General features: G+C 34.2%; 27 protein-coding genes and 1 riboswitch. Of the genes, 18 read left to right on the plus strand and 9 right to left on the minus strand.

Translation table 11 applies throughout. The features are described from left to right. From metC to QQZ16_RS01370, 3 genes are all read right to left on the minus strand, one after another. Complete coding sequence (gene metC, locus QQZ16_RS01360) at positions 1-1,170, minus strand: cystathionine beta-lyase (RefSeq protein WP_031538713.1); 1,170 nt, start codon at positions 1,168-1,170, stop codon at positions 1-3. Then, positions 1,167-2,288 carry a methionine biosynthesis PLP-dependent protein gene (locus QQZ16_RS01365; RefSeq protein ID WP_031538715.1) on the minus strand — a complete coding sequence of 374 codons (1,122 nt, stop codon included), beginning with the start codon at positions 2,286-2,288 and terminating at the stop codon, positions 1,167-1,169. Before QQZ16_RS01365 ends, metC begins: the two co-directional genes overlap by 4 nt. A gap of 133 nt (positions 2,289-2,421) precedes the next feature. Beyond that, a riboswitch (SAM riboswitch) is annotated at positions 2,422-2,537 on the minus strand. Between the two features lie 114 nt (positions 2,538-2,651). After that, on the minus strand, positions 2,652-2,834 hold the full coding sequence (locus QQZ16_RS01370; protein ID WP_235249266.1) for an H-type small acid-soluble spore protein: 183 nt from the start codon (positions 2,832-2,834) through the stop codon (positions 2,652-2,654). Between the two features lie 381 nt (positions 2,835-3,215). On the opposite strand from QQZ16_RS01370, the gene QQZ16_RS01375 reads away from it, so the two are divergent. From QQZ16_RS01375 to QQZ16_RS01420, 10 genes are all read left to right on the plus strand, one after another. Then, positions 3,216-3,338 (plus strand): hypothetical protein, encoded by a 123-nt coding sequence (locus tag QQZ16_RS01375; protein WP_268817820.1) that lies wholly within the window; start codon positions 3,216-3,218, stop codon positions 3,336-3,338. A gap of 153 nt (positions 3,339-3,491) precedes the next feature. Beyond that, positions 3,492-4,175: a response regulator transcription factor gene (locus QQZ16_RS01380; RefSeq protein ID WP_031538717.1), complete on the plus strand. Its 684-nt coding sequence runs from the start codon at positions 3,492-3,494 to the stop codon at positions 4,173-4,175. Beyond that, complete coding sequence (locus QQZ16_RS01385) at positions 4,172-5,563, plus strand: HAMP domain-containing sensor histidine kinase (protein ID WP_235249257.1); 1,392 nt, start codon at positions 4,172-4,174, stop codon at positions 5,561-5,563. Before QQZ16_RS01380 ends, QQZ16_RS01385 begins: the two co-directional genes overlap by 4 nt. A gap of 300 nt (positions 5,564-5,863) precedes the next feature. Next, positions 5,864-8,686: a 2-oxoglutarate dehydrogenase E1 component gene (gene sucA, locus QQZ16_RS01390; RefSeq protein WP_235249244.1), complete on the plus strand. Its 2,823-nt coding sequence runs from the start codon at positions 5,864-5,866 to the stop codon at positions 8,684-8,686. Between the two features lie 19 nt (positions 8,687-8,705). Beyond that, on the plus strand, positions 8,706-9,968 hold the full coding sequence (gene odhB / locus QQZ16_RS01395) for a 2-oxoglutarate dehydrogenase complex dihydrolipoyllysine-residue succinyltransferase (RefSeq protein WP_235249233.1): 1,263 nt from the start codon (positions 8,706-8,708) through the stop codon (positions 9,966-9,968). Positions 9,969-10,074: 106 nt separating this feature from the next. Beyond that, positions 10,075-10,488, plus strand: a complete 414-nt coding sequence (locus tag QQZ16_RS01400; RefSeq protein WP_235249219.1) for a gamma-glutamylcyclotransferase family protein — start codon at positions 10,075-10,077, stop codon at positions 10,486-10,488. Positions 10,489-10,567: 79 nt separating this feature from the next. Beyond that, positions 10,568-10,768, plus strand: coding sequence for a hypothetical protein (locus tag QQZ16_RS01405; protein ID WP_031538726.1), 201 nt, complete (start codon positions 10,568-10,570; stop codon positions 10,766-10,768). Positions 10,769-10,839: 71 nt separating this feature from the next. Then, positions 10,840-11,043, plus strand: coding sequence for a DUF6501 family protein (locus QQZ16_RS01410; protein WP_031538728.1), 204 nt, complete (start codon positions 10,840-10,842; stop codon positions 11,041-11,043). 167 nt (positions 11,044-11,210) lie between these two features. Further along, positions 11,211-11,591, plus strand: coding sequence for a fluoride efflux transporter FluC (locus tag QQZ16_RS01415; protein ID WP_031538730.1), 381 nt, complete (start codon positions 11,211-11,213; stop codon positions 11,589-11,591). Next, on the plus strand, positions 11,584-11,946 hold the full coding sequence (locus tag QQZ16_RS01420) for a fluoride efflux transporter FluC (protein ID WP_031538732.1): 363 nt from the start codon (positions 11,584-11,586) through the stop codon (positions 11,944-11,946). The genes QQZ16_RS01415 and QQZ16_RS01420 overlap by 8 nt, the downstream gene beginning before the upstream one ends. A gap of 77 nt (positions 11,947-12,023) precedes the next feature. Here the strand turns inward: QQZ16_RS01420 and yidC are convergent, their stop codons facing one another. Continuing rightward, positions 12,024-12,812: a membrane protein insertase YidC gene (gene yidC, locus QQZ16_RS01425; RefSeq protein ID WP_235249217.1), complete on the minus strand. Its 789-nt coding sequence runs from the start codon at positions 12,810-12,812 to the stop codon at positions 12,024-12,026. Between the two features lie 29 nt (positions 12,813-12,841). Continuing rightward, on the minus strand, positions 12,842-13,138 hold the full coding sequence (locus QQZ16_RS01430) for a hypothetical protein (protein WP_235249203.1): 297 nt from the start codon (positions 13,136-13,138) through the stop codon (positions 12,842-12,844). Positions 13,139-13,568: 430 nt separating this feature from the next. On the opposite strand from QQZ16_RS01430, the gene QQZ16_RS01435 reads away from it, so the two are divergent. The 4 genes from QQZ16_RS01435 to QQZ16_RS01450 all read left to right on the plus strand — a co-directional run bounded on the left by QQZ16_RS01435 (position 13,569) and on the right by QQZ16_RS01450 (position 16,702). After that, positions 13,569-14,108 carry a cysteine hydrolase family protein gene (locus QQZ16_RS01435; RefSeq protein WP_031538736.1) on the plus strand — a complete coding sequence of 180 codons (540 nt, stop codon included), beginning with the start codon at positions 13,569-13,571 and terminating at the stop codon, positions 14,106-14,108. 27 nt (positions 14,109-14,135) lie between these two features. Then, positions 14,136-15,596: a nicotinate phosphoribosyltransferase gene (locus QQZ16_RS01440; RefSeq protein WP_031538738.1), complete on the plus strand. Its 1,461-nt coding sequence runs from the start codon at positions 14,136-14,138 to the stop codon at positions 15,594-15,596. Positions 15,597-15,608: 12 nt separating this feature from the next. Beyond that, complete coding sequence (nadE, locus tag QQZ16_RS01445; protein WP_031538740.1) at positions 15,609-16,433, plus strand: ammonia-dependent NAD(+) synthetase; 825 nt, start codon at positions 15,609-15,611, stop codon at positions 16,431-16,433. 125 nt (positions 16,434-16,558) lie between these two features. Next, positions 16,559-16,702 carry a hypothetical protein gene (locus tag QQZ16_RS01450; protein ID WP_284560994.1) on the plus strand — a complete coding sequence of 48 codons (144 nt, stop codon included), beginning with the start codon at positions 16,559-16,561 and terminating at the stop codon, positions 16,700-16,702. A gap of 66 nt (positions 16,703-16,768) precedes the next feature. Here QQZ16_RS01450 and pflA read toward each other — a convergent pair whose 3' ends face one another. Together pflA and pflB are read right to left on the minus strand one after the other, a co-directional pair. Next, positions 16,769-17,500: a pyruvate formate-lyase-activating protein gene (pflA, locus tag QQZ16_RS01455; protein ID WP_235252702.1), complete on the minus strand. Its 732-nt coding sequence runs from the start codon at positions 17,498-17,500 to the stop codon at positions 16,769-16,771. 97 nt (positions 17,501-17,597) lie between these two features. Further along, positions 17,598-19,841, minus strand: a complete 2,244-nt coding sequence (pflB, locus tag QQZ16_RS01460) for a formate C-acetyltransferase (RefSeq protein WP_235252703.1) — start codon at positions 19,839-19,841, stop codon at positions 17,598-17,600. 485 nt (positions 19,842-20,326) lie between these two features. On the opposite strand from pflB, the gene QQZ16_RS01465 reads away from it, so the two are divergent. Together QQZ16_RS01465 and QQZ16_RS01470 are read left to right on the plus strand one after the other, a co-directional pair. After that, positions 20,327-21,280, plus strand: coding sequence for a lysylphosphatidylglycerol synthase domain-containing protein (locus QQZ16_RS01465; protein WP_235252704.1), 954 nt, complete (start codon positions 20,327-20,329; stop codon positions 21,278-21,280). 148 nt (positions 21,281-21,428) lie between these two features. Continuing rightward, positions 21,429-22,580, plus strand: a complete 1,152-nt coding sequence (locus QQZ16_RS01470) for a D-alanyl-D-alanine carboxypeptidase family protein (RefSeq protein ID WP_235252705.1) — start codon at positions 21,429-21,431, stop codon at positions 22,578-22,580. A 211-nt stretch (positions 22,581-22,791) separates the two neighbouring features. Here QQZ16_RS01470 and QQZ16_RS01475 read toward each other — a convergent pair whose 3' ends face one another. Continuing rightward, on the minus strand, positions 22,792-24,411 hold the full coding sequence (locus tag QQZ16_RS01475) for an ABC-F family ATP-binding cassette domain-containing protein (RefSeq protein WP_235252706.1): 1,620 nt from the start codon (positions 24,409-24,411) through the stop codon (positions 22,792-22,794). Between the two features lie 460 nt (positions 24,412-24,871). On the opposite strand from QQZ16_RS01475, the gene QQZ16_RS01480 reads away from it, so the two are divergent. Continuing rightward, positions 24,872-25,006 (plus strand): hypothetical protein, encoded by a 135-nt coding sequence (locus tag QQZ16_RS01480; protein WP_268817967.1) that lies wholly within the window; start codon positions 24,872-24,874, stop codon positions 25,004-25,006. A 172-nt stretch (positions 25,007-25,178) separates the two neighbouring features. Next, entirely contained in the window at positions 25,179-26,006 is an 828-nt protein-coding gene (locus QQZ16_RS01485; protein ID WP_031536556.1) for a formate/nitrite transporter family protein, read from the plus strand. Positions 26,007-26,067: 61 nt separating this feature from the next. Here QQZ16_RS01485 and QQZ16_RS01490 read toward each other — a convergent pair whose 3' ends face one another. After that, positions 26,068-26,796 carry a ZIP family metal transporter gene (locus QQZ16_RS01490; protein ID WP_031536555.1) on the minus strand — a complete coding sequence of 243 codons (729 nt, stop codon included), beginning with the start codon at positions 26,794-26,796 and terminating at the stop codon, positions 26,068-26,070. Positions 26,797-26,931: the final 135 nt, after the last annotated feature.

Raw genomic sequence — 26,931 nt, forward strand, 5'->3', positions numbered from 1 at the left:
TTAAATATAATGTAGCTCCGCTGTTTTTTTCAATGCAGCCTCAAAGTCATTGATTAAGTCTTGAGGATTTTCTAGTCCAACGGAAAGGCGAAGAAGAGCATCTGTAATTCCACGTTCTGCCCGAGCAGCAGGATCCATTGCCGCGTGAGACATTTTTGCAGGATACGAAAGAATTGATTCGACTGCACCGAGACTTACAGCAAAAACCGGTAGTTTCACATTTTCAACAAATGTCCGCATTGCTTCTTCTGAATGTAACTCAAAGGAAAATACAGCACCTGGATTTGACGCTTGTTTTCGCTGGATGGCATATTGTGGATGGTCTTCAAATCCAGGATAATGTACTTTTTTGATTAAAGGATGATTTCGTAAATGCTCTGCAATAATTCGAGCACCATCACTTGAATGCTTCATGCGGACATGTAAAGTCTTGATTCCTCTAAGCAGTAACCAGCAATCCTGTACACCAAGAACAGCACCAAAGGAATTTTGCAAATAGCCAATTTGTTTGGCAAGGGATGGATCCTTTACAACTGCAACGCCGGCAATAACATCACTATGTCCAGACAAGAATTTAGTTGCACTATGTAAGACGACATCAGCTCCAAGTGTTAATGGCTTTTGTAGGGCTGGTGTTAAAAAGGTATTATCAACGAATGTCCACGCATTGTACTTTTTTGCTAGAAGGCTAATTGCCTCAATATCTGTAACCTTTAACAACGGATTAGAAGGAGTTTCTACATAGAAAACTTTTGTATTTGGTAAAACCGCTGCTTCAACAGCTTCTAAATTTGTCATATCAACAAAGGTATGGTCTATGCCAAAGCGATTTAACACAGTTGTAACCATACGATAAGTACCGCCATAAACATCTTCCGAAATCACAACATGGTCACCTTGTGATAATAAGAGGAAGGCAGTTGAAATAGCAGCCATTCCAGAGGAAAAGGCAAATCCATGTGTACCATCCTCTAATTCTGCTACGACTTCTTCTAGGGCTTCCCTTGTTGGGTTCAAACTTCTGCTATAATCATATTTGCCAAATTCATCTATATCCTTTTGATGGAAGGTAGAAGCGTGCTGAATTGGCACGCTAACGGCTCCTGTTTCTGGATCGAATTTATGCTTATTATGAAGTAGTTTCGTTTCAAATGTATATGGTGTGCTCATATTGTTACCTCCTTGGCAATTCCCTTTGCAATGGAAAATGCTTTATCCAAATCTTTTATTAAGTCATTTACATTTTCAATACCTACAGAAAAACGCAATAGCTGGTTATCAACACCTGTTTCTAATCTTACTTCTAATGGAATATCAGCATGGGTTTGTGTAGCTGGATAGGTAATAAAGCTTTCCACACCACCTAAACTTTCTGCAAAAGAGATGAGAGTTAAATTTTGCAGAAATGGATTTACCCAAGATTCGTTTTGAATTCTAAATGAGATCATTCCACCTCGACCAGGATAGAGAACATCTACAACAGCTTCGTGTTCTTGAAGGAAGGAAGAGAGTGTTTTTGCATTTTCTTCATGTTTCTCCATTCTTAACGCTAATGTTTTCATTCCTCTCATTAATAACCAAGAATCAAAGGGACTTAAAACAGCACCAGCGGAATTATGATGTAAAAAAAGCTCCTTACAAAGTGCTTCTCCTTTAGCTACAATAAGACCTGCAAGGACATCGTTATGACCGCCCAAATACTTTGTCGCACTATGGATGACGATATCAGCTCCTAAGCGAATCGGCTGTTGGATAATAGGAGTATAAAAAGTATTATCTACAATAAGTAAAATATCGTTTTCTTTTGCAATGGAAGCAACTTCAGAAATATCCGTTTGCTCCATTAAAGGATTAGTAGGAGTTTCAAGGAAGATCGCTTTTGTATTAGGGGATATTGCCGCACGCAGGGCATTTGTATCTGAGGTATTGACGTAAGTACATCGCAGACCCCATTTTTTATAGCCTTGTTCTAGCAGTCTGTATGTTCCTCCATATAAATCTTTGGAAATAATCCACTCATCACCACTTTGGAAAAGAGAAAGGATTGTTTGAATGGCAGCCATTCCTGAACTACAAGCGAATCCTTGATCTCCTTCTTCTAAATCAGCAATCGCTCTTTCTAAAATTTCTCTAGTTGGATTTCCAGTACGAGTATAATCGTAGCCAGTTGACTCTCCAATACCGGCATGACGATAAGCGGTGGAAAAATAGACAGGTGGATTTACCGCACCCGTTGTTGTTTCACTGCGATTTCCAATTTGTGCTAACTTCGTTTCTAAATTATACATTCTATAACTCTCCTATTCTTTTATGTGGATTTTTTATGTAATAAGTACGTACCAAGAAAGAATAGAAGAAAAAATCCATAAAAAAGTCTCCTTCGTTTATAAGAAGAAGACTTTGATTATTTATTGGTCCTTCTTCTTATCTTTCAAGCCATTATGCTTGATGGAATTAGCACCTTTTCAGTATTTTGTAGGGTACTGAAGGTTGCTGAGGTTTCTTCGGGCCATTCCCTCTACCTCTCTTGATAAGAATTACTTATGTAATTGTTTCTTAATTTACTATATATTTTAAAAGTTAGCAACAATTATTTTTTATTTCTGAAAAGAATCTTTATTCTTCTTATTTTAAATAAGCGGAAAATAAAGTTATATTTCTTCAATAAGCTGATATACATCTACATCTAATTCATTATCAGGATTGGCTTTCGTATATATTCTTGCTTTTTTCGTTTTCTCATCAACGTTTTGAATGATTATCTTTTCTCCCTGATAACTAACATCCACAATATCCGCCGCATTCATAATTTCAATCGCACGTCCAATATTCATTGTGAAACCTCCTAAACTTCCTAATAATACTTTCATCTTAAATAATAAATTAAAACAATAGACATACGAGTTTAAAAAAAACCTATTTTCTTATGCTATTTTTTCCCAATTATTCTAAAGAACGAATAATACTTTCTTTATAATGGCTAAATTTCTAAAATTTTATGCCTGATTTTTTCTTCTCATCAAATTTTAATGTTTCTTTCATGCCTTTTTACAAAAAGAGGTATACCATTTGTTTTATTCACTTAAGTACATTGAAAAATATGTTTATATTATCAACAGAAGTAATATAGTTGCTTAATTATCCCATTGCAATGGGTAAATAGGAAATATCCTTATTGCCTTAAGCAAAAATTTCATTAAAAGGAGAGATGAAACATGAATTTTCTTCGCATCGCAATGATCGTATTTAGTTCCATAACTGCTGCGTCTTTATTTGGCTTTCAATTTGTTGAAATAGCGCACGCAATTATGGATTCTATGTTTTCAAAAGAAAATTAAATGTCGTAAACAATTTTTGTATATCAAGCTTCTAACATGATAAAATAACGATATCTTTAGGTAAGTTAAAGCTGTTTTGTTGAAATTTTTTTCTCCCAAATTTCAACATTACGCTTATAACGATACCTATGTACATATAGAGAGCGTGGTATGATGAAAAAAATTTTGATAATTGAAGACGAAAAAAATCTTTCGAGATTTATTGAATTAGAATTAACGTATGAAGGTTACAAAACAGAGGTTTGTTCAGATGGTAGAAGCGGTCTTCAAAAGGCATTAGAGGAAGATTGGGATATCATTTTATTAGATCTTATGCTGCCAGAATTAAATGGAATTGAGGTATGCAGAAGACTCCGCCAAACAAAAAACACCCCTATATTAATGATAACTGCACGAGATAGTGTTCTAGATAGAGTATCTGGATTAGATAGTGGCGCAGACGATTATTTAATTAAACCATTTGCTATTGAAGAGCTACTTGCAAGACTCCGTGCGTTGTTTCGCAGAATTGATCCACAAAGTAATTCTTCCAATAAAGTAGTGACAAAGCTAACATACAAAGACATTACGCTTGAGGTGGAGTCGCATATTGCCAAAAAAGGCGAAGCACTTCTATCCTTAACGAAAAGAGAGTATGATTTACTTTATATGTTTATGACCAATATAAATATCGTTTTATCTAGAGATAAATTATTAGAAAAGATATGGGGATATGAATCAGAAGTAGAAACAAATGTGATTGATGTATATGTAAGATATTTAAGAAATAAGCTTGATCCATCTGGACAAGAAGTATATATAGAAACGGTCAGAGGAATAGGATATGTGATGAGATGAAATTTATAAAAAAAGTGTCTCTTTTACCTTGGAAGTGGAAATTAACACTAGCATTATCTGTTAGCATTTTTTTAACTTATTCTATTTTTTCTTTTTTTGAGTTCCATACTGTTTCTTCTTGGTTATTAAATCAGGAAGAAACAGATATGAAGCAAGCGATGGAGCAAGTCGTCCAACAGCTGAATATAAAGGAAAGAGATCTTACAGAAGAAGAACTGACAGATAATATTGCTTTATTGGAGAAATTAAATAATAACAATCAGCTTATTCGTGTATTGGATGATGATGGACATGCCATCCTTTCTGATATGAATGGTGATTTCCCCATCATTGAACCTAATCAGATATACAATGATGAGCAATTTCATTATATTTCTATTGGTGAGCAGAACTCAATAGTATACAGTAAGGAATTAAAGCTGCCATCATTTAAAGGAAGAGTTGAAATCATAAGATCTCTGCAATCATTAGATAAGGTTCGTGAACATTTACGTTTTGCCATGATGTTGTTTACAATTGCTGCGTTATTAATAAGTGGACTTATTGGGTACTTTATTTCCTATTTATTATTAAGACCTGTCAACTCCATGACAAAAACCATGAAAAAAATTAAGAATACTGGCTTTAAAGAAAGAATGCCTGTTTATCGTCAAAAAGATGAAATATCCGATTTAACGATTATTTTTAATGAGATGATGGATGTGATTGAACAGTCCTTTCAGCAACAAAAACAATTTATTGAAGACGCTTCCCATGAGCTGAGAACACCTGTTTCTGTGCTAGAGGGACATCTTTCTATGCTAAATAGATGGGGAAAAAATAATAAGGACATTTTAGAAGAGTCCCTTGAGGCATCTACCGAGGAAGTAACTAGATTAAAAAAATTGATCATCAGCTTATTAGACTTATCGAGATTAGAACAAAATAGAGGAGAATCCGATTTAACGCCGGAAAGAGTAAAGTTGGTTTTAGAACACACAATCCGTGATTTTGCAATGCTCCATCAGGATTTTACCTTTCAAATGAAGCTTGATTCCCTTCATCTTTATAAGGTGTCTGAACAGCATTTACAGCAAATCATTACTATTTTAATGGATAATGCGGTGAAATATTCTTTTCGAGAAAAAAATATTTTTCTTCATACGTATGAAACAGACCACCATTTTCTTCTAGAGATTAGTGATCAAGGAATTGGTATTCCGAAAGAAGACATTGATAAAGTATTTGATCGGTTTTATCGTGTAGATAAAGCCCGAAGCAGAGAGCAGGGCGGAACAGGTCTTGGATTGGCTATAGCTAAGAAAATTGTAGAATTGTATAAAGGAACGATAACGATTAAAAGTAAAGTTGGACAAGGGACAAAAGTCATGGTTCGATTTCATATATAGAAGAAAAGGAAGTTCTACCGTGTAAAATACGTGGTTTGAACTTCCTTTTTTCCTTTGTCATGTAATGATGAAAGCCGCATAAGATTACTAGTAAGATTGTTTTTTTTGCCAAGATAGGAGCGGCAAAAAATATTTTTAATTTTTTTACTATAAAAATGTGTAAAACTTTTGAAGCTGTAATTAAACCATGATAGAATAGTAATGTAAACGTTTTAAAAAAAGTTTTTTTAATAAAAGGTGTATTGTGCAATAACAAAGGGAAGATAAAAATGATATTAAAAGTGGTGGAGGGAAATTTTCATGGAGAAGCCATCTGGTGGTACAGTCTCATACCAACCAAAGTTTTACGGGCCCAATTTAGGGCTTGTAATGGAGCTTTATGAGCAATATGTTCAAGATCCGAATTCAGTTGATGAAGAAATGAAAAAGCACTTCGATCAATGGGGTCCCCCGATTGATCATCAAGAACAAACTAGCACAAATCATTTATCTTTACAATCCGAGGTTCAAGTTGAGAAAATTATTGCAGCGGTTACATTAGTAAATAAGATAAGGGCTTATGGACATTTAGCCGCAAATATCTACCCTTTAAAGGACCATAAAAGAGAATATGATTTATTTGAACTATCGCGCTTTAATCTTACAAAAGAAGATTTAGTGAAAATTCCAGCCTCTTTAATTTGTCCAGACGCACCAAAGCATGTAGTTAATGGTTTTGAGGCTGTTCAGTATTTAAAAGATATTTATATGAAGACGATTGCGTTTGAATACTATCATGTTAATGATATTAAAGAAAAGAATTGGCTGCAGGCAAAAGTGGAGTCTGGAAGTCTAAAGCCTGCTTGTCATAAGGAATTAAAAAAGAAATTACTAAAAAGAGTAATTGAAGTAGAGGAATTTGAGAGTTTTTTACATAGAACGTATGTCGGGCAAAAAAGATTTTCTATTGAAGGTCTTGATGTAATGGTACCGTTGATTGATGAGATTATTTCGGAATCAGTGATCAATGGAGCACAAAATATTAATATAGGAATGGCACACAGAGGTCGATTAAATGTTTTGGCACATGTTTTAGAAAAGCCATATGAAATGATTTTTTCTGAATTTCAGCATGCTCCAAATAAGCAATTAGTTCCTTCTGAAGGATCCATCGGAATCAGTTTTGGATGGACAGGAGATGTTAAGTATCATTTAGGCTTAGATCGCCAAATTAAAGCGAATAATGTGTCGAATGTCCGTTTAACACTTGCTAATAATCCGAGTCATCTCGAGTTTGTTGGTGCAGTTGTAGAGGGCTTCACACGTGCTTCACAGGATGATAGAACGAAACCAGGATTTCCAGAAGAAGATTCAAACAAATCTTTAGCTATCTTAATTCATGGGGATGCAGCATTTCCAGGGCAAGGGATTGTTTCTGAGACATTAAATCTTACAGGATTAAAGGGATATCGAACTGGAGGTACCATTCATATCATTGCCAATAATACCATTGGCTTTACGACCGAATCGAGTGATTCTAGATCTACTCGCTATGCAAGTGATTTAGCAAAAGGGTTCGAAATACCGATTATTCATGTCAATGCAGATGATCCAGAGGCTTGTATTAAAGCTGCGAAGCTCGCATGTGAATATAGAGCAAAATTTAAAAAGGATTTCTTAATCGATTTAATTGGCTATAGAAGATACGGGCATAATGAAATGGATGAACCAATGACAACAAATCCATTAATGTACAAGTTAATCCATGAACATCCTACTATTACAAAGCTGTATGGTGAAAAACTAGTCACAGAAAATATTATGCAAGAAACGGAAGTTCAAGCTATCAAGGATGAAGTGATTGGAAAATTAAAAGAAGCACATGAACGAGTGCCGAAACAGCATGAGGATCCAATCATTACAAATCCACCTAATTCAGTGGAACGACAATTACCACAAATAAACACAGCTGTTTCGATTGAACAACTGAAACATATTAATAATGAATTGCTTTCTTATCCTCCTCCATTTCAAATTTTTGATAAATTAGGAAAAGTATTAAAACGAAGAAATGATGCGTTAGAGGGAAATGGCAAAATTGATTGGTCTTTAGCAGAAACATTAGCATTTGCTACGATTTTGGAGGATGGGACACCTATTCGTTTATCTGGTCAAGATTCGGAACGTGGTACTTTCGCTCATCGTAATATTATCCTACATGACTATCAGACAGGAGAGCAGTATTCACCATTACATACCTTATCAACTGCAAAGGCATCGTTCGCTGTTCATAATAGTCCATTGTCAGAAGGTTCCGTCTTAGGATTTGAGTACGGTTACAATGTTCATGCACCAGAAACGCTTGTGTTATGGGAAGCACAATTTGGCGACTTTGCAAATGCGGCTCAAGTAATGTTTGACCAATTTATTGCAGCAGGCAGAGCGAAATGGGGACAAAAATCCGGTCTAGTTATGCTTTTGCCACATGGATATGAAGGGCAGGGTCCAGAGCATTCCAGTGCAAGACTAGAAAGATTCCTAATTTTAGCAGCAGAAAACAACTGGACAGTGGCAAATTTATCATCATCAGCTCAATATTTTCATATTTTAAGAAGACAGGCAGCTATTCTAAAAAAAGAAGAAGTTCGCCCACTAGTTATTATGACACCAAAAAGCTTGTTGCGTAATCCAGATGTTGCTTCAAATAGTTTAGAATTCAGTGATGGAGCTTTCCAATCTATTTTGGAAGTAGAGGATGGATTGGAAAATCAAAAAGCTGTTACTCGATTAGTTCTGTCAACAGGGAAAGTTTCCATTGATTTATATAAAGCATATCAGAATCTTGAAAACGCGAATGCCATTCATCTTGCAAGAGTAGAAGAAATTTACCCATTCCCGGAAGAAAGACTAGCAGAAATTATTCAGCGTTTTCCTCATTTAAAAGAAATTGTATGGGTGCAAGAGGAACCAAAAAATATGGGGGCATGGAGCTTTATGGAACCAAGAATTAGAAAGCTGATTCCAAATTCTGTTTCCTTGCAATATGTTGGTAGAAGAAGAAGATCAAGTCCTGCTGAAGGGGATCCAAATGTTCATCGTAAAGATCAAGCAAGAATTGTAAATGAAGCATTGACAATGGAATGAATTGAGGGGGAAAAATAAAATGGCAGAGATTAAGGTACCAGAATTAGCTGAATCCATTACAGAGGGAACAGTAGCACAATGGTTGAAGAAAACAGGGGAGTACGTAGAAAAGGGAGATTATATTGTTGAACTAGAAACAGATAAAGTAAATGTGGAAATTATTTCGGAAGAAAGTGGCATTATTCAAGAATTAAAAGCAAGTGAAGGAGACACTGTCCAAGTTGGGGAAACAATTGCGATTGTAAATGCACAAGGGGCAGCAGCTGAACAACCAAAAGCAGTAGAAGTAGTAGAAGAAAAGCAAGTTGCAGAGGAAATAACAGAAGCTCCACAAGCAGAACAGCCTAAGGTACAAGAAGATTTATCGGGTACGAAACAACTTCCGATTGCTTCTCCAGCAGCTCGCAAATTGGCACGTGAGCGAGGAATTGATTTAGCTGCAGTAAAAACAAATGATCCGTTAGGAAGAGTTAGAGCACAAGATGTAGCAGCATTTGAGCAAAAGCAAGTTGAAGTTCCAGCAGCTCAGCCATCACAAGCTCCCAAAGCAGCTACATCCACTCCTGCCGCTGAAATGGATAACCGAGTAGAAAGAGTTAGAATGACAAGAAGAAGACAAACTATTGCTAATCGCCTATTAGAAGTAAAACAAAATACAGCAATGCTGACTACTTTTAATGAAGTAGATATGACAAATATTATGGCACTTAGAAATCGTCGGAAAGATACGTTCCAAAAAGAGAATGATGTGAAGCTCGGATTTATGTCTTTCTTTACAAAAGCTGTCGTAGCTGCTTTAAAGAAAGCGCCGCTACTAAATGCAGAAATTCAAGGCGATCAAATCGTATTGAAAAAATATTATGATATTGGTATTGCCGTTTCAACAGACGAAGGACTTGTTGTACCTGTATTAAGAGATGCGGACCGAAAAAACTTCGCAGAAATTGAAGGGGAAATTTTAGGTTTTGCTAGTAAAGCTAGAAATAATAAACTTTCCTTGAGCGATTTGCAAGGTGGTACATTTACCATTACTAACGGTGGTGTGTTCGGCTCCTTGTTATCTACTCCAATTCTTAATGGGCCACAGGTTGGAATACTCGGAATGCATAAAATTCAATTACGCCCTGTCGCAATTGATGCAGAAAGAATGGAAAATCGTCCAATGATGTATCTTGCGCTTTCCTACGATCATCGAATTATCGATGGGAAAGAAGCCGTTACCTTCCTAGCTAGAATTAAAGCATTACTAGAGGATCCAGAATCTTTATTATTTGAAGCATAAGTAATGATTTAAATAGATACAGGTGGTTTTCACATGGAAACCACCTGTATTCTTTTTATACTTGAATAATTTTTCCTCTAAACTTTTAAAAAGAAAGGAGTAGATTATGAAAGACAATGACACCGTACTAGTTTTTGTATATGGCTCCTTGTTAAAGAATGAAGTGAATTATTTTATGATGACAAATTATACATGTGTTGCTGAAGACGTTTGGATTTACGGGAGATTATATGATGCTAGCTTAGAATATCCTTTTTTAATCATAGATAATCATAAAAAAGTATTTGGAGAATTATACGAAGTCCCAGTAGAAGAAGTATCTATACTTGATGCATTTGAAGATTATGAGCCTGAAGGAAAGGATAATCTCTATGTACGGAAAGAAGTGACAGTATATAGGGACAATGAAACTTGGCAAGCATTTGTATATGTCTGTAATCAAGAAGAAATGCTGCAACAAGAAATAACAGAGGAAAGTTGGCGAGCATATAGAAACAAACAGTCAAAAAAATGTTTCTAACATAATAACTCTTTTGGTTTAATGGATACTCCTTCTGTGGTATAGATTATTATCGACATCATAGAAAGAAGGTCATAATATGTATATTCAAGAACATAATAATTTATATGTTATCAAGTATGATCATACATCCTATTATGCAATGGATTTCAAACGCTTAGATTGGATAAATGGCGTTTGCTATGTGACTTTTTTACAAGCATATACAGGAAAATGGTTTACTTTTGAAAGAAATAAGATTAAGTGGATGGTAAAGGAAAAAGAGAATTTAGTTTCATAATGAGAACATGTTGCACTATGTATCGGTTTCCCTTTATACTAGGATAGTACTAGAATGAAAGGAGCAAAGAAATGATACATCAAAATTGGGAAAATAAACAAACCATTAAAAGAGTAAAATGTATACATACCGATGCAAGCAAATACATTGTTAATAGAGTGTTAACTGTTGGAAAAGAATATGAAGTGAAAAACGAAACAGAGGAATTTTACTTTGTAGTTGATAATACCGGTAAAGTCGGCGGATTTTACAAGGATTACTTTCAAACAATATAAGAAGATTAGATGTCTTAAATGAGCAATTCAGTTATGAATAGGAGGACCAATTCGCTAATAGAATCCCTCTCCTTAAACATAACGAATAGCATTTTAGAGACATCTTTTTTGTTTTTCATTACAACCCTTTTTATAATTTATATAATAGTCAAGAGGATGAATAAATCATGAGTTATTTTTATGTTGGGCTTGGTGGAGTAATTGGAAGTATATTAAGATATGTAGTTGGCCAAGTTCCTTTTCCGTATGAATTTCCCTTTCAGACAATGGTGATAAATACTATTGGTTCTTTTGTTTTAGGATGGTTCACCAGTGCAATTATCAAAAAACAAAAGATTAAATCAGTATATGCAACAGCGATTGGAACAGGAATGATTGGTTCTTTTACAACTTTATCCACACTTAGCATGGATGCTGTACAGTTAGTAGCTGTAGGGAATTATTTACTTGCAACATTTTACGTAGCTGGTAGTGCTGTATTCGGATTTATGTTTGCAGTTATAGGATTAAAATTGGGAGAAAGAAAGTGGAGTCGATCAAATGCTTAATAACCTTCTATTAATCGGGTTGGGGGCATTTCTTGGTGCCATCAGTCGATTTGCACTTATTAATGAATTGAAAAAAAGAATACAGTCAAGTATCCCTATTCCAACAATGATTGTAAATATTAGTGGATCGTTCCTATTAGGATTACTAGTGGGATTGAAGGTATATACAAGTATATATTTTATTATGGCAGTTGGTTTTTTGGGAGCATATACAACCTTTTCAACATTAGCAGTTGAAGCTGTAACATTAATGAGAGAAAAGAAAAATGGAGCTTTTTTCCTTTATTCTTTAGGAACCTTTTTTGGAGGGATTTTATTTTGTCTAGCAGGTTGGAAACTTGCTTTAATCTTATAAATAAGTCTTTCAAATAGGAAGAAAGAAAAAGGACAAATTTTACTAGAATAGCTTTCAGTAAAATTTGTCCTTTATCATTATTTCTCTGTAACTACTTTTGCGTTAATGGGTTGTGGAGGATATAGCTTTCTCCCTAACAAGGATTGAAAGGTTAGAAAGATACCGCCGACAGTCCAATAGAGCGGTAAAGCTGCAGGTGCATTTAAAGAAACCATAACGATCATGACAGGAGATAGTAATCCCATTATGCGCATTTGCTTTTTTTGTTCTTGTGTCATAGTACTTTGAGAAACTCTAAACTGCAGATAATAAACAATTCCTGCTAATGCAGTTAAAATAAGGTCAGATTGACCTAAATTAAACCATAAGAAAGAATGGCTAGCTATTTCATGAGAACCGCGGATTGCATAATAGAAACCCATTAAAATTGGCATTTGAATCAGCATAGGCAAACAACCGATATTTAAGGGATTAATATTATTCTTCTTGTATAAATCCATCATTTCCATTTGTAGTTTTTGCTGCTCTTTTTGATCTTTTGTGCTTTTGATTTTTTTCTGGATAGCATCCATTTCAGGTTTAATAAGTTCCATTTTTCCTTTCATATGCTGTTGGTTTTTATATTGCTTTAGCATTAATGGCATAAGGACTAAGCGGATCACTAATGTGATAAGAATAATCGCAAGACCATAGCTTCCAGCAAAGACATCAGCAGTCCCATGAATAATCGCTATGAAAGGTTCTACAAATACTTTATGGAAAAACCCATCATTATTTCCTGTTGTGGATGAAGAACAAGCACTTAATAAAATAGTTGATAAACTTAAAAGCATGATTAATAATGTATTTCTAGATATTTTTTTCAATGTAATTCCTCCAAATTGTTAGTTAATGATTAGAAAACAATTGAGAAATTAGGTTTTTCTGGATCATCGTGAGAACTCTCTATTCTTTTACGGATATTTTTAACAATCCAGTGCAAAATAGGAGTATTATATTTTTGAACATTCATATTTATTGTTGTGATTGAAACATCTAGCGACAATTTCTGTTCTGTCGCAAAGAATTCCTGTTGGATGGTAGTCTTTATATTCCAATCCCATAAGTATTTCAGTACTAGACCTACTAAAAATGTATAGTAAACCGTTTGATAACTAGGAAAAAATGTAAAGTCTAATAATAAATCAATCATTTATACACCTCATTATTAGTGAACAATAAAATTATATCGAAATCACCGTTGAAAAGCAATTTGCAACTGGGACTATAGTAGAATTTTAAAGAGATTATGAAATATTTATGACAATTTATTAGTAACACAAAAACAATGTGATTATTTACCATTTTATAAAAAGCGGAGGATTTCCTTTCGATAAAATCAGAAGAATTGAGTATTTACAATAGGAAAAAATAAAATGAATGGTATAATAAAGGATAGTTTAAATAAAACCGCGGATGTTTCATAAATTCGTTTATTACTGAACTTGATGTAATAGATGTAACTATTAAATAGTGCATCAACTATCAGCAATTATAAGATATACTCCCATTTGTTCAGATAAAACAAAATTTGCGAAATCATCTTATTTTATTATCATAAGTGGAAGATGAAGGGGGATTTAATGAAAGCTCTAATTAATATTGATTATACTTTTGACTTTGTAGAGGGCAATTTACCATGTGGGATACCTGGCATTGCGATAGAAAAAGAAATTGTGAGTATAACAGAGCGTTTTATCGAAAATGGAGATTATACGGTGTTTGCCATTGATTTGCATACATTAAATGATAATTATCATCCAGAATCTAAGCTTTTCCCACCTCATAATATAGCTGGAACCAAGGGAAGAGAGTTGTATGGAGCACTTCAAAAAACATATGAAAATAATAAAGAGTTAACCAATGTTTATTGGATCGATAAGACTAGATACAGTGCTTTTGCTGGCACAGACTTACATATTAAATTGCAAGAAAGGTCAATAAAAGATATCTATCTAGTTGGCGTTTGTACAGATATTTGTGTATTGCATACTGCTGTTGATGCTTATAATCATGGGTATAATATCCATATATATGAAAATGCCGTAGCAACATTTAATGAAATTGGCCATCAGTGGGCATTGGAGCACTTTAAAAATGTACTAGGAGCAAGGATCCTTTAGTCGTTTAAGGGTAGCAGGAGGATTATAATGAGTTTTAATTATGAAGATGACAGTTTAATGTTACATACCGATTTATACCAAATTAATATGGCAGAAACATACTGGGAAGATGGTATTGCAGAAAAGAATGCTGTCTTTGAAGTTTATTTTAGAAAATTACCATTTCATAATGGCTATGCCGTATTTGCAGGACTGGAGAGAGTTATTCAGTATTTAGAGAGTCTCCATTTTTCAGAAAATGATATTGACTATTTAAGACAAGAAGGGTTTAAAGAGGATTTTCTTGCTTATTTAAAGGATTTACAGTTTACTGGCAGCTTGCGTTCAGTTAAAGAAGGCGAAGTTGTTTTTGCAAATGAACCATTAATGAGAATAGAAGCACCTCTTGCGCAAGCACAAATCGTAGAAACAGCTATTTTAAATATTGTGAATTACCAAACATTGATTGCGACTAAAGCTTCAAGAATTAAAAATGTGATTGGTGATGAAATAGCAATGGAGTTTGGAAGCAGACGTGCCCATGAGTTAGATGCAGCCCTCTGGGGTACACGCGCTGCCTTTATTGGCGGTTTTAGTTCCACTTCGAATGTTAGAGCAGGGAAGCTATTTGGAATACCTATTTCTGGAACACATGCCCATTCCATGATTCAGGCATATCATGAAGAGTATATTGCTTTTCACAAATACGCAAGAAGACATAAGGACTGTGTGTTTTTAGTAGACACCTATGATACTTTGCGTTCTGGTGTGCCAACTGCAATTAAAGTGGCGAAAGAATTAGGAGAAAGCATTAATTTTCGCGGTGTTCGCTTAGACAGTGGAGACCTTGCTTACTTATCGAAAGAAGCAAGGAAAATGCTCGATGAAGCAGGTTTTACAGATGCAAAAATAGTTGCAAGTAATGATCTTGATGAATATACAATCATTAACTTAAAAGCACAAGGTGCAAAAATAGATATTTGGGGAATTGGCACGAAATTAATTACTGCATATGATCAACCAGCTCTTGGTGGTGTTTATAAACTTGTTTCGATAGAAGACGAGGATGGTACGATGCAAGATACGATAAAAATTAGTGGCAACCCAGAAAAAGTGACTACACCTGGGCTAAAAAGGGTATATCGAATTATAAACGATATAAATGGGAAGTCAGAAGGGGATTATATTTGTTTAGAATCGGAACATCCAGAAACGGAAGAGCGTTTAAAGATGTTCCATCCAACCCATACGTATATCAGTAAATTCGTTACGAATTTTACAGCTGTAGATATTCACCAAGATATATTTATAAATGGAAAATTAGTATATGATACGCCTGATATCTTTGCGATTCAAAAGTATTCACAGCAAAGCTTAGAAATACTATGGGATGAATATAAGCGTTCTTTAAATCCAGAAGAATACCCTGTAGATTTAAGCCCATTATGTTGGGAAAATAAAATGAATCTTTTAGAAAAAGTAAAGGTAACTATTCAAAATCGAAAATAAGGAGGAAAAATCATGAGTAGCTTACAACAAAAAATTATGAAGGATTTAAATGTCCAACCTGAAATTAATGCGAAAGAGGAAATTGAAAAAAGAGTCCAGTTTTTAAAGGATTATGCAAAAAAAGCGAAAGCGAAAGGCTTTGTCTTAGGAATAAGTGGTGGTCAAGATTCATCATTAGCTGGGAGATTAGCACAACTTGCAGTGGAACAATTACGTGAGGAAGGATATGACGCAACCTTTATTGCGGTAAGACTACCATATGGAGTTCAGGCAGATGAAGTAGATGCGATACGTGCATTAGAATTTATCAAAGCGGACAAAGAATATGTATTTAATGTAAAAACGCCGGTCGATGGTGTAAAAGAAGTATTTGATGGAATGAGTGAAACATCATTATCCGATTATCATAAAGGAAATGTAAAGGCTAGAATGCGTATGATTGCTCAATATGCAATTGGCGGCCAGGAGAATCTACTTGTTATTGGTACGGACCATGCAGCTGAAGCTGTTACAGGCTTCTTTACAAAATATGGTGATGGTGGTGCTGATATTCTACCTTTAACAGGCTTGTCTAAAAGACAAGGGAAGCAACTATTAAAAGAATTAAATGCAGAAGAAGCAATTTATCTAAAAGTTCCAACAGCTGATTTATTAGACAATAAACCGGGACAAGCTGATGAAACAGAGCTTGGAATAACTTACGATCAACTAGATGATTATTTAGAAGGAAAAGAAGTTAGTTCAGACGTTGCTGAAAAAATAGAAGCACGCTATTTAGTAACAGAGCATAAACGACAAGTTCCAGTTTCTATGTTTGACGAATGGTGGAAAGCATAATAGAAAAAACGAGGAGTCGAATATTTATTCGGTTCCTTTTTTTATAAAAAGCTAATTATCCTATTATTTCTTTATCAAAATAAGAACTTTGCATAAACATGTCCTTAAATTTAGCATATTCTATAATGAAAGTATTTGATGTTGATTTTGTTTTTTTAAATATTCCTGTATCCTTTGAATATGAATTTAAGATAGGAAAAAAACGCCATGGTAACCGACCGCAGCAACCATTTCCGCCCTATCCTGCATATGGAAACAGAGATGTTTAATTAGAGGAATAATAAAGAGGTATGGTTTCATGTAGTGAAATCATACCTCTTTTATATAAGCTTTATCTACATGCTTCTATTCAGAATAGTAGTAGCGAACTCAACAGATTCTTGGGTAGGTGGTTCAATTCCTTGTAGCGGATATTCTAGTCCTAGTGTTTCCCATTTATAGACACCTAATTTGTGGTAAGGAAGAATATCGATTTTTTCTACGTTTTCTAATGTGGCAATAAAATCACTTAATCTTGTTAGGTCTTCTTCCGTATCATTAATCGTTGGTACTAATACATGTCTTACCCAGATAGGTATTTTTTTGTTTGATAAATATTTAGCGAAATCTAATATATGATCATTGCCCATTCCTGTTAGTTTAATATGTTTTCTACGGTCGATATGTTTTAAATCGAGTAAAACTAAATCGGTATATTTCATTAATTCGTCTAACTGTTCTTGAAATAAGGGAGCTTTAGAATAGCAACCGCCAGAAGAGTCAATGGTTGTGTGAATACCGAGTTTTTTACATTCTTTAAATAACTCGATTAAAAATGGAATTTGTAGTAATGGCTCCCCGCCACTTACAGTAATACCTCCACCAGAAGGTTCGATAAAAGGAAGGTATGTTTTTAAATCATTCATAATGTCCATAACTGACATTTGTTTCCCAGTACCAATTTCCCAAGTGTCTGCGTTATGACAAAATTGGCAGCGAAGTAAGCAGCCTTGTGTAAACACAACATAGCGAATACCAGGACCATCTACCGTTCCAAATGTTTCAATTGAATGTATATTGCCGTTCATGATTAATTCCTCCTTATAATAGACCCACGGAATTTCGAAGTAATACTGTAAGAGGTAGGGAAGAGGGATTAAGAATAATCCCTCGACCAAACTTACATTACATAGATTCGTGGAAAGTACGACTAATAACGTCTTGTTGTTGCTCACGTGTTAATTTAATAAAGTTTACTGCATATCCAGATACACGGATAGTTAATTGTGGATACAATTCTGGGTGTTCCATAGCATCTAATAATGTTTCTCTGTTAAATACGTTAACATTTAAGTGGTGACCCGCTTTTGTTGCATAGCCATCAAGGATAGATACTAAGTTATTTACACGGATATCATCTTCTTTACCTAATGCTTTCGGCACAATAGAGAATGTGTTTGAAATTCCGTCTAATGAGTAATCGTAAGGTAATTTAGCTACAGAAGATAGAGAAGCTAAAGTTCCTTTTGTATCACGTCCATGCATTGGGTTAGCTCCTGGAGCAAATGGTTCACCTGCACGTCGTCCATCTGGAGTATTACCAGTTTTCTTACCATACACAACGTTTGAAGTGATTGTTAAGATAGACATAGTATGCATAGAATTACGATATGTTTGATGTTTACGTAATTTTTTCATAAAGCTTTCAACAATACCAACCGCAATGCTATCAACCGCATCATCATTGTTTCCGTATTTAGGGAAATCGCCTTCTGTTTCAAAATCAACAGCAAGACCATTTTCGTCTCTGATAACTTTTACTTTCGCATATTTAATTGCACTTAATGAGTCTGCTACAACGCTTAATCCTGCAATACCTGTAGCCATTGTACGAAGGATTTCTGTGTCGTGAAGAGCCATTTCTATTCTTTCATAGCTGTATTTGTCATGCATATAATGGATAACGTTTAATGTGTTAATATATAGTCCAGCTAACCATTCCATCATATTATCGAATTTTTCACTTACTTCTTTGTAGTCTAGATATTCAGAAGTTATTGGCGCAAATTTAGGACCAACTTGGATTTTAAATTTCTCGTCTTTACCACCATTGATTGCATATAATAAACATTTCGCAAGGTTAGCACGTGCACCGAAGAACTGCATTTGCTTACCGATTGCCATTGCGGAAACACAGCACGCAATACCGTAATCATCTCCCCATTGAGGTTTCATGATATCATCGTTCTCATATTGGATAGCGCTCGTTTGAATAGACATTTGAGAACAGAATTTTTTAAAGTTTTCAGGTAACTGAGTGGACCAAAGAACTGTTAAGTTTGGCTCTGGAGCAGGTCCTAGATTGTCTAATGTATGAAGGAAGCGGAATGAGTTCTTTGTTACTAAAGGTCTTCCATCATTAGCCATACCACCAATAGATTCTGTTACCCATGTTGGGTCACCACTAAATAATTCGTTATAGTCAGGAGTACGAGCAAATTTTACAAGACGAAGCTTCATAATAAAGTGATCGACAATTTCTTGAGCTTCTTTTTCTGTTAAGGTGCCATTCTCCAAATCTCTTTCTACATAAATATCTAAGAATGTAGATACACGTCCTAAGCTCATTGCTGCACCGTTTTGTTCTTTAATTGCTGCAAGGTAGCCAAGATATACCCATTGGAAAGCTTCTTGAGCATTTGCTGCTGGTTTTGATAAATCAAATCCGTAGCTTGCTCCCAATTCTTTTAATTCGTTTAATGCACGAATTTGTTCAGAAAGTTCTTCTCTTAATCGGATAGTTTCTTCTGTCATAACGGAGCTTGTAGCTTTTTTATCTTTTTGTTTTTCGTTGATTAAGAAGTCTACTCCGTATAGTGCAACACGGCGATAGTCACCAATAATTCTTCCGCGGCCATAAGCATCTGGAAGACCAGTAATGATTGCAGCTTTTCTTGCTAATCTCATTTCATCAGTATAGGCATCAAATACTCCAGCATTGTGAGTTTTGCGGTGTTCGGTAAAGAATTTTTCTAATTCTTCGTCTGCTTTATAGCCATAAGATTCACAAGCTTGAACTGCCATTCTAATACCACCGTTTGGTTGGAAAGAACGTTTGAAAGGCTCATCTGTCTGAACACCAACAACTTTTTCCTTTGCTTTATCTAAGTAACCAGGACCGTGAGAAGTAATCGTTGATACGATATCAGTATCTAAATCGTAAACACCGCCTCTTTCTCTTTCTAATTTACTTAATTCCATTACTTGTTCCCATAATTGTGTAGTTTCTAATGTTGGACCAGATAAGAATGTAGAATCTCCGAAATACGGATTAAAGTTTTTTAAGATGAAGTCACGAACATTTACTTCTTTTTGCCAAGAACCTTTTTTAAAGCCTTCCCAATAATTAGTTGTTTCTACTTTTTCCATTATAATCACCTCATGATTTAATAAAAATATATAACAGAAAGCTTTTTTCTTTCTGTTTTAACTATAACAGATTTTATGTGATAACTATCACAATAAATGTGTACATCTTGCGAATATTCTGTGGCATAAATGTGAACATCAATAACATCAAGGGATTAAGACGAAAAAGCAAAGATGGTTAAGGAGGGGTTGTAAAAAAAATCGAAAACAACTGTTATATAATTTTTTGGTTATTTTATCAAACTGTTATACAATAGTGTGAAGGTGTATAAAATTTATACAGTAAAAATTGGAGAAGAGGAGAAGTTTTCCTTTTAATAGAATAGTGATTTACATTTTGACCATACTATTGATAAGAAATAAACGATTGATAGAAAGAAAGTAGTTTTAAAAATTTCCTTTTCTTTACTAATATTTTTAATATATGATTAATCCTAGGTCAGAATGGATAGAATTATTCAAACATCATGTAAGAGGTGGTAAATATGTCAAACGGTATGAAAAAAATCTGGATTAATATGGCTAAGATACTCTTACCAATTGTCCTATTTATCATCGTTGTGCGAGAAATAAAGAATATGATTGTTTCAACAGATATACACCTTATATATGGATACTTGCAGATAATCCCTATTCAGAGCTTGTTTTATATTGTGATAGGGGGGTTCATGGCAACCTTACCAATGTTTTTTTACGATTTTTATCTTGCAAAGCATTTAAAGAAGGATATCCCCTTTGTAGAATTAGGGAAATATTCTTTTATAAGCAATTCAATTTCTAACTTAGTTGGTTTTGGTGGACTAATAGGTATCGCTTTACGAAACTTTTTTTACAAGCAATATGAAACAGATCGTAAGAAATTATTAAAAGGGATTGCTGTTGTAACTTTATTTTATTTAACAGGGATTAGTATTTTGGCATGGATTGCTATCTTATATAGTAAAAGATTAAATTTAATAGATGAACATATTTGGATATTTGCTAGCATTATTGTTGTAGGCTTAATATTTCCTGTTTTGGTCGTTAGTTATCAGAAGGTAAAATTACATAACTTTGTTTTTGAAAGAGAACAAATCCTTGGTTTAATATGTGTGTCGCTCATGGAATGGATTTTCTTGTTTTCCTATTTATTTTTAATTGCAAAACTAATTGCGCTTCCTGTCTCTGTCGGGGATTTCTTCTTGTTATTTTTAGTTGCTGCCTGTACAGGCATTATCAGTATGATTCCAGGGGGAATGGGCTCTTTTGAATTAATATTTTTATGGGGGATTGAATCATTAGGTGTAGAGTCAGAACAGATGCTAATTGTCCTATTTTTGTATCGTGTCGGCTATTATCTCCTACCATTTTTAATGGCAGTATTCCTTCTCTTAATGGAAATCAGTAAAAAGATCAAGAAAAATGCAACAGCTATTCTAAGGGGCTTAACAAGTGAGTAGTACCCTTTACGTATAGATCAATATTTATTGTTTAAAAGACAAAAGGATTTCAATTTTGTGACAAAATGATAGATGTTCTTTATTATTTAAATTTATTTGGTACAATAGTCATGGTATTTAAACACAGAAAAATAATAGGTGGGGGAAAATGAGAGAAACAATCATCACGATCTGTTTCGTATTACTACTAGTGAGTCTTCCTACAATAAGTCAAGCAAAAGAAAATGGGGAACCAGAACTAGTAAGCGAGGCGGCATTCTTATTAGATAGTGATACGGGAGCAGTATTATTTGAAAAGAATGGATATAAGAGAATGTATCCTGCGAGTTTAACCAAAATAGCAACAGCAATATATGCAATAGAAAAAGGTAATATGGATGATGTCATTACAGTTAGTGACAATGCATATTCAACAGAGGGGACAAGAGTTTATTTAGAAAAAGGGGAACAAGTAACATTAAGACATTTGCTTGATGGAATGTTAATTAATTCTGGAAATGACGCAGCAGTAGCTATTGCAGAATATCTTGATGGTTCAATTAGTAATTTTGAAAAGAATATAAATCAGTTTTTAAAAGAAGAAGTAAATGTTCATTCCACAAACTTCAAAAATCCCAATGGTCTTTTTCATAAAGATCATTATACAACGGCTAACGATTTAGCATTAATTACGCAATATGCAATGCGAAATGAAACGTTTAGAGAGATATTTGGAACAAATGAATTAAAATGGGATGGATTATCTTGGGACACGACCTTAGTTAGTCATCATCAAATGGTAAATGGATCTAGACCATATGATAAGGTTACTGGTGGAAAAACCGGATTTGTTAATGAGTCGAAACAAACATTGGCAACAACAGCAGATAATGGAGAGCTACAACTAGTAGCTATTGTATTAAAAGGGAATTATAAGCGGGATGTATATAATGATACGGAGGATTTATTTGATTTTGGTTTTAATCAATATACACATAAAGTGATTCCTGCTGGAAAATCGTTTTTTGTAAATGGGACAACCTATGAAACAACGAAAGAGGAGAAAATTACAGTTGCTCGGACAAATGGGGAAGAAGAAGTATCCTCAAGTGGTGTATTAATGATTGAAAATGACAAAGGCGATATTCTACAATCGATACAATTAGCAAAAGTGTTGCCAGCAGAGGAAACATTTAAAGAAGATATTCCTGAAGAAGCTGTAAGAGAAGAGAAGAAATCTTCATTTCCCGGAATCATCTCTATTATTCCGTTAGCGTTATTCTTTCTTTTTTATATGAAGAGAAGAGCAATTAGACGGTAACCTCGATAGGCAGAATAAACTAAATTGCAAATATAATATGTAATCGCTCGTATCCTATTCGGCGCTTCGAGTGTCTATTTCACCTGAGTATTTAAATAAAGTAGATAACCAGTATGGGAAACAAGGGCATTTGTAAATAGCTAAATTAGAGAAGAGCATATCACATTCTTCTAGAGGATAAGAAAAAAACCGGGAATCCCGGTTTTTTTTATTACTTATACATAGCAGCTATATTTTTTTGTAAATCGGCATCTTCTAAATACTCATCATAATTTATTTGCTTATCAACAAGTCCACTAGGCGTAATTTCCAAAATACGATTAGCGATTGTAGATACAAATTGGTGGTCATGAGAAGTGAAGATTAACGAACCTTTAAAATTAATTAAACCATTATTTAAAGCTGTGATAGATTCTAAATCTAAGTGGTTTGTGGGCTCATCTAAAAGAAGTACATTTGCTCCACTTAGCATCATTTTAGATAACATACAACGAACTTTTTCTCCACCTGATAAAACACTAGGCTTTTTCAACACTTCTTCACCTGAAAATAACATACGACCTAAAAATCCTCTTAAGAAGCTTTCTGTTTGGTCATTTGGAGAATATTGACGGAGCCAATCCACAAGTGTAGCATCATCATTGCTAAAGTACTCTGAGTTTTCAGCAGGGAAATAGCTTTGAGAAGTGGTAACTCCCCATTTATAAGTGCCGCTATCTGGCTCCAATTCGCCTGCTAAAATACGGAAAAGAGTGGTTTTAGCAATTTCATTTGGACCAACGAGCGCAATTTTATCATCTTTATTCATAATAAAGCTTACATTATCAAGTACTTTTACTCCATCAATTGTTTTTGATAAGTTTTCAACTCTTAATAAGTCATTGCCGATTTCACGCTCTGGTGTAAAGGCGACATATGGATATTTTCTAGAAGATGGCTTAATGTCATCTAACGAAATTTTATCAAGTAATTTCTTTCTAGAAGTTGCCTGTTTCGATTTAGAAGCATTTGCACTAAAACGAGCAATAAAGTTTTGAAGCTCTTTGATCTTTTCTTCTTTCTTTTTGTTTGCATCATTTGCCATTCTAGCTGCTAATTGACTAGATTCATACCAGAAATCATAGTTACCAACATAAATTTGAATTCTGCTGAAATCTAAATCGGCAATATGGGTACAAACTTTGTTTAAGAAATGTCTGTCATGGGACACAACAATTACCGTATTTTCAAAGTTAATTAAAAATTCTTCTAACCACTTAATCGCATTTATATCAAGATGGTTAGTAGGCTCATCTAGTAGAAGAACATCTGGTTCACCGAAAAGAGCTTGTGCAAGTAAGACCTTCACTTTATCGGAACCGTTTAATTCAGCCATTGTCTTAGAATGAAGTTCTTCACCAATTCCTAGACCTTTTAAAAGAATGGCAGCCTCAGATTCGGCTTCCCAACCATTAAGTTCTGCGAATTCTCCTTCTAGCTCAGCTGCTTTCATACCATCTTCATCTGTGAAATTTTCTTTCATATAAATAGCATCTTTTTCCTGCATAACTTCATACAATCTTGCATGACCCATAATTACTACTTTAAGCACTTCATGTTCTTCGTATTCAAAGTGGTTCTGCTTTAAAACAGCAAGTCTTTCACCAGGACCTAAAGAAACATTTCCAGATTGTGCTTCTAGCTCACCAGAAAGAATTTTTAGGAAAGTGGACTTTCCAGCACCATTTGCTCCAATTAATCCATAGCAATTTCCTGGTGTAAATTTAATATTAACATCTTCAAATAATTTACGATCACCATATCGAAGACCTACATTCGTAACTGTTATCATTTAAAATCCTCCAAACTACAATATCCTTCAAATTATATCATTTTTAGAATAGAAGCGCGAATTATTTTCATAAGCTTACATATCAAATTGTTCTTTCGTTCTATTCTATCTATTTAAATAACAGTAGGGAATAATATATTCTTAGAGGAAGTGCGTCTAATTGCAATTGGTTTTAGAGTTTCCAGGTTCGGTATAGGAATTTCTTATATAAAAATATGTAATATGTCTGATGGAAAAAAGGAAACATGTTTATCATAATAGGTGGATAGGGTAAAAAATAATCAAAAAATAAAGGGTTTTCTTTCCAAGGATAGAATGTATAATATAGAACGTATTATCTTGGTTAAGAAATTTTTAAAATAACAAGAATAATGTCTAAATTTATTTATGATTTGTTCATAATTTCTTCATAAATTTCTAGTACACTAAAACTATTATAAGAAGTAAAGGAGTAGTTACTATGGCTAAAAAACAGCTAGTTGAATTGGTAAATAAAATGAAAAAATCCGGTATCAAAATTAGCTTTACAAAGCCAAGATCTCAGTTTTCTGTAGCCATTCAACAGAACAATAAATTAACAACCACGACACACTAATCAAGATAACTTATGCTGTGTAAGTGGATGTGGTCAAAAAGTACATATCATATTGAAAGTATTGGGTGTGCCTTTTTGGAATAAATGAATTGTTAAGAAATGTTCATATTTTCACAATGTAATTCATTTTCCCTTTTGTATAATTATTATATACAGAAAGGAAGGTTTTACAATGGATATACACCCTATCGATAAAGCGATCAACTATGCGATGAAAAAGAAAGAAACAATTGATGATTCCTTTTTCCGTTATTTTGTAAAAGCAATTTTAGCAGGAATATATATCGGATTTGCTTTAATGCTATGTTATCGTTTAGCACAACCCTTTTTTGATGTTCATTCACCTGCAACATACATGATGACTAGTTTATTTTTTGGTATGGCTCTTGTACTTATTTCCTATGGTGGAGGTGAATTATTTACTGGCAACACCATGGCTTTTGCAATGAGCACCTTGTCTGGAGCAACAAGTTGGAAGGATACCATTTATAATTGGGTTACTACGTATTTTGGTAATTTAGTTGGCGCGCTATTTTTTGCTTTATTAATCTATTATTCTGGATTATTTAGCTTAGCTCCCAAAACAACTTGGCTTATGGATGTAGCCAATTCAAAAATGAGTGCTACAACACTAGAATTGTTTATTAGAGGAATCCTTTGTAACTGGTTAGTTTGTTTAGCTATTTGGATACCAATGAATATTAAAGGAGATGTCGGGAAAATAATTGCAACATTATTAATTGTATTTTCCTTTATGATTTCAGGTTATGAGCATAGTGTTGCAAATATGGCTCTTTTCGCCATTTCTCTAATTGTTCCTCATCCAGAAACAATTACCGTTGCAAATGCATTGCACAATCTCATCCCAGTTACGATTGGTAATATTGTTGGAGGGGCATTCTTTGTAGGTGCACTAAACTTATATATTTTTCCTAAGAAAAAAGGAAAAGCAAAAGATCCTGCTTTACATGTAACTACATCAAGATCTATTGCAAAGTAATACTAATTATATTTACCTCTAGTAAAACTGCCGAAAAACATAGCATGTTTTTCGGCAGCCGCTATCCAATATGACTCATGCTTAATGAAAAAATTAATCCTACACATGCAACAAATCCTACGGTAGGTCCTCCTTGCTCAAATGCTTCTGGCAACATAGTTGAGCAAACCATCGCAATTAATCCACCAGCCCCAAATGACTGAATGCTTGAAAGCATAGTAGGGGAAGCATTTTCTAAAAATAAATACCCAACTGAGCTACTAATAGCAGAAATGACAATCACACTACTCCAAAGCATTAATATTTTTTTATGTGAATATTGATCTTTTTTTAATCCTACTGTGGAAGATAAAGATTCTGGAAAGTTACTGATGAAAATTGCTATTAAAAATAGGAGATCCACTTTTTGTGTATATAACAAGCTAAGACCGATAATCATGGATTCTGGAATAGCATCCATTAAAGTACCGACAAAAATCGCTAAACCTGAATGTCCCTCTGGATTTTTATGTGATCGTTTTCGATTAGATCCGCCTTTTCGATAAAGGAAAATTTCAATAATGGTAAATAAACATGCTCCTGCTAAAAAAGCGATAGCAGTAGTAAACATACCACTTTTATTTACAGCTTCAATTAAAAGTTCAAAAGAAGAGGCACCTATTAAAATACCTGTTCCTAAAGCCATAAAATAGGCAATAATTCTTTTTGGAATGGAAAGAAATAATCCTATGACAGAACCTGCAAGCAATGAAGAGCTAGCAATTGCCCCCCACATGGCTGCTTCTAACATATTAAAAACTCCTCGTATAGTAAGTTTATAGTCCTCTTTCGAGGTAATTTCCAATTAAAATATTGTTCTTTGATAATTCTATAGATGTTAGTTCAGATAGTGGGGGGCTAGCCCCCCACTATCTGAAAAAGTTTT

This window comes from Bacillus sp. T2.9-1 (assembly GCF_950097965.1).
GTDB lineage: Bacteria > Bacillota > Bacilli > Bacillales > Cytobacillaceae > Niallia > Niallia hominis.

What these genes read in the sequence shown, in the direction of transcription:
- metC (WP_031538713.1), bottom strand. Translation starts at nt 1,170, where the DNA reads ATGAGCACACCATATACATTTGAAACGAAACTACTTCATAATAAGCAT.
- QQZ16_RS01365 (WP_031538715.1), bottom strand. Translation starts at nt 2,288, where the DNA reads ATGTATAATTTAGAAACGAAGTTAGCACAAATTGGAAATCGCAGTGAA.
- QQZ16_RS01370 (WP_235249266.1), bottom strand. Translation starts at nt 2,834, where the DNA reads ATGAATATTGGACGTGCGATTGAAATTATGAATGCGGCGGATATTGTG.
- QQZ16_RS01375 (WP_268817820.1), top strand. Translation starts at nt 3,216, where the DNA reads ATGAATTTTCTTCGCATCGCAATGATCGTATTTAGTTCCATAACTGCT.
- QQZ16_RS01380 (WP_031538717.1), top strand. Translation starts at nt 3,492, where the DNA reads ATGAAAAAAATTTTGATAATTGAAGACGAAAAAAATCTTTCGAGATTT.
- QQZ16_RS01385 (WP_235249257.1), top strand. Translation starts at nt 4,172, where the DNA reads ATGAAATTTATAAAAAAAGTGTCTCTTTTACCTTGGAAGTGGAAATTA.
- sucA (WP_235249244.1), top strand. Translation starts at nt 5,864, where the DNA reads ATGGAGAAGCCATCTGGTGGTACAGTCTCATACCAACCAAAGTTTTAC.
- odhB (WP_235249233.1), top strand. Translation starts at nt 8,706, where the DNA reads ATGGCAGAGATTAAGGTACCAGAATTAGCTGAATCCATTACAGAGGGA.
- QQZ16_RS01400 (WP_235249219.1), top strand. Translation starts at nt 10,075, where the DNA reads ATGAAAGACAATGACACCGTACTAGTTTTTGTATATGGCTCCTTGTTA.
- QQZ16_RS01405 (WP_031538726.1), top strand. Translation starts at nt 10,568, where the DNA reads ATGTATATTCAAGAACATAATAATTTATATGTTATCAAGTATGATCAT.
- QQZ16_RS01410 (WP_031538728.1), top strand. Translation starts at nt 10,840, where the DNA reads ATGATACATCAAAATTGGGAAAATAAACAAACCATTAAAAGAGTAAAA.
- QQZ16_RS01415 (WP_031538730.1), top strand. Translation starts at nt 11,211, where the DNA reads ATGAGTTATTTTTATGTTGGGCTTGGTGGAGTAATTGGAAGTATATTA.
- QQZ16_RS01420 (WP_031538732.1), top strand. Translation starts at nt 11,584, where the DNA reads ATGCTTAATAACCTTCTATTAATCGGGTTGGGGGCATTTCTTGGTGCC.
- QQZ16_RS01430 (WP_235249203.1), bottom strand. Translation starts at nt 13,138, where the DNA reads ATGATTGATTTATTATTAGACTTTACATTTTTTCCTAGTTATCAAACG.
- QQZ16_RS01435 (WP_031538736.1), top strand. Translation starts at nt 13,569, where the DNA reads ATGAAAGCTCTAATTAATATTGATTATACTTTTGACTTTGTAGAGGGC.
- QQZ16_RS01440 (WP_031538738.1), top strand. Translation starts at nt 14,136, where the DNA reads ATGAGTTTTAATTATGAAGATGACAGTTTAATGTTACATACCGATTTA.
- nadE (WP_031538740.1), top strand. Translation starts at nt 15,609, where the DNA reads ATGAGTAGCTTACAACAAAAAATTATGAAGGATTTAAATGTCCAACCT.
- QQZ16_RS01450 (WP_284560994.1), top strand. Translation starts at nt 16,559, where the DNA reads ATGAAAGTATTTGATGTTGATTTTGTTTTTTTAAATATTCCTGTATCC.
- pflA (WP_235252702.1), bottom strand. Translation starts at nt 17,500, where the DNA reads ATGAACGGCAATATACATTCAATTGAAACATTTGGAACGGTAGATGGT.
- pflB (WP_235252703.1), bottom strand. Translation starts at nt 19,841, where the DNA reads ATGGAAAAAGTAGAAACAACTAATTATTGGGAAGGCTTTAAAAAAGGT.
- QQZ16_RS01465 (WP_235252704.1), top strand. Translation starts at nt 20,327, where the DNA reads ATGTCAAACGGTATGAAAAAAATCTGGATTAATATGGCTAAGATACTC.
- QQZ16_RS01470 (WP_235252705.1), top strand. Translation starts at nt 21,429, where the DNA reads ATGAGAGAAACAATCATCACGATCTGTTTCGTATTACTACTAGTGAGT.
- QQZ16_RS01475 (WP_235252706.1), bottom strand. Translation starts at nt 24,411, where the DNA reads ATGATAACAGTTACGAATGTAGGTCTTCGATATGGTGATCGTAAATTA.
- QQZ16_RS01480 (WP_268817967.1), top strand. Translation starts at nt 24,872, where the DNA reads ATGGCTAAAAAACAGCTAGTTGAATTGGTAAATAAAATGAAAAAATCC.
- QQZ16_RS01485 (WP_031536556.1), top strand. Translation starts at nt 25,179, where the DNA reads ATGGATATACACCCTATCGATAAAGCGATCAACTATGCGATGAAAAAG.
- QQZ16_RS01490 (WP_031536555.1), bottom strand. Translation starts at nt 26,796, where the DNA reads ATGTTAGAAGCAGCCATGTGGGGGGCAATTGCTAGCTCTTCATTGCTT.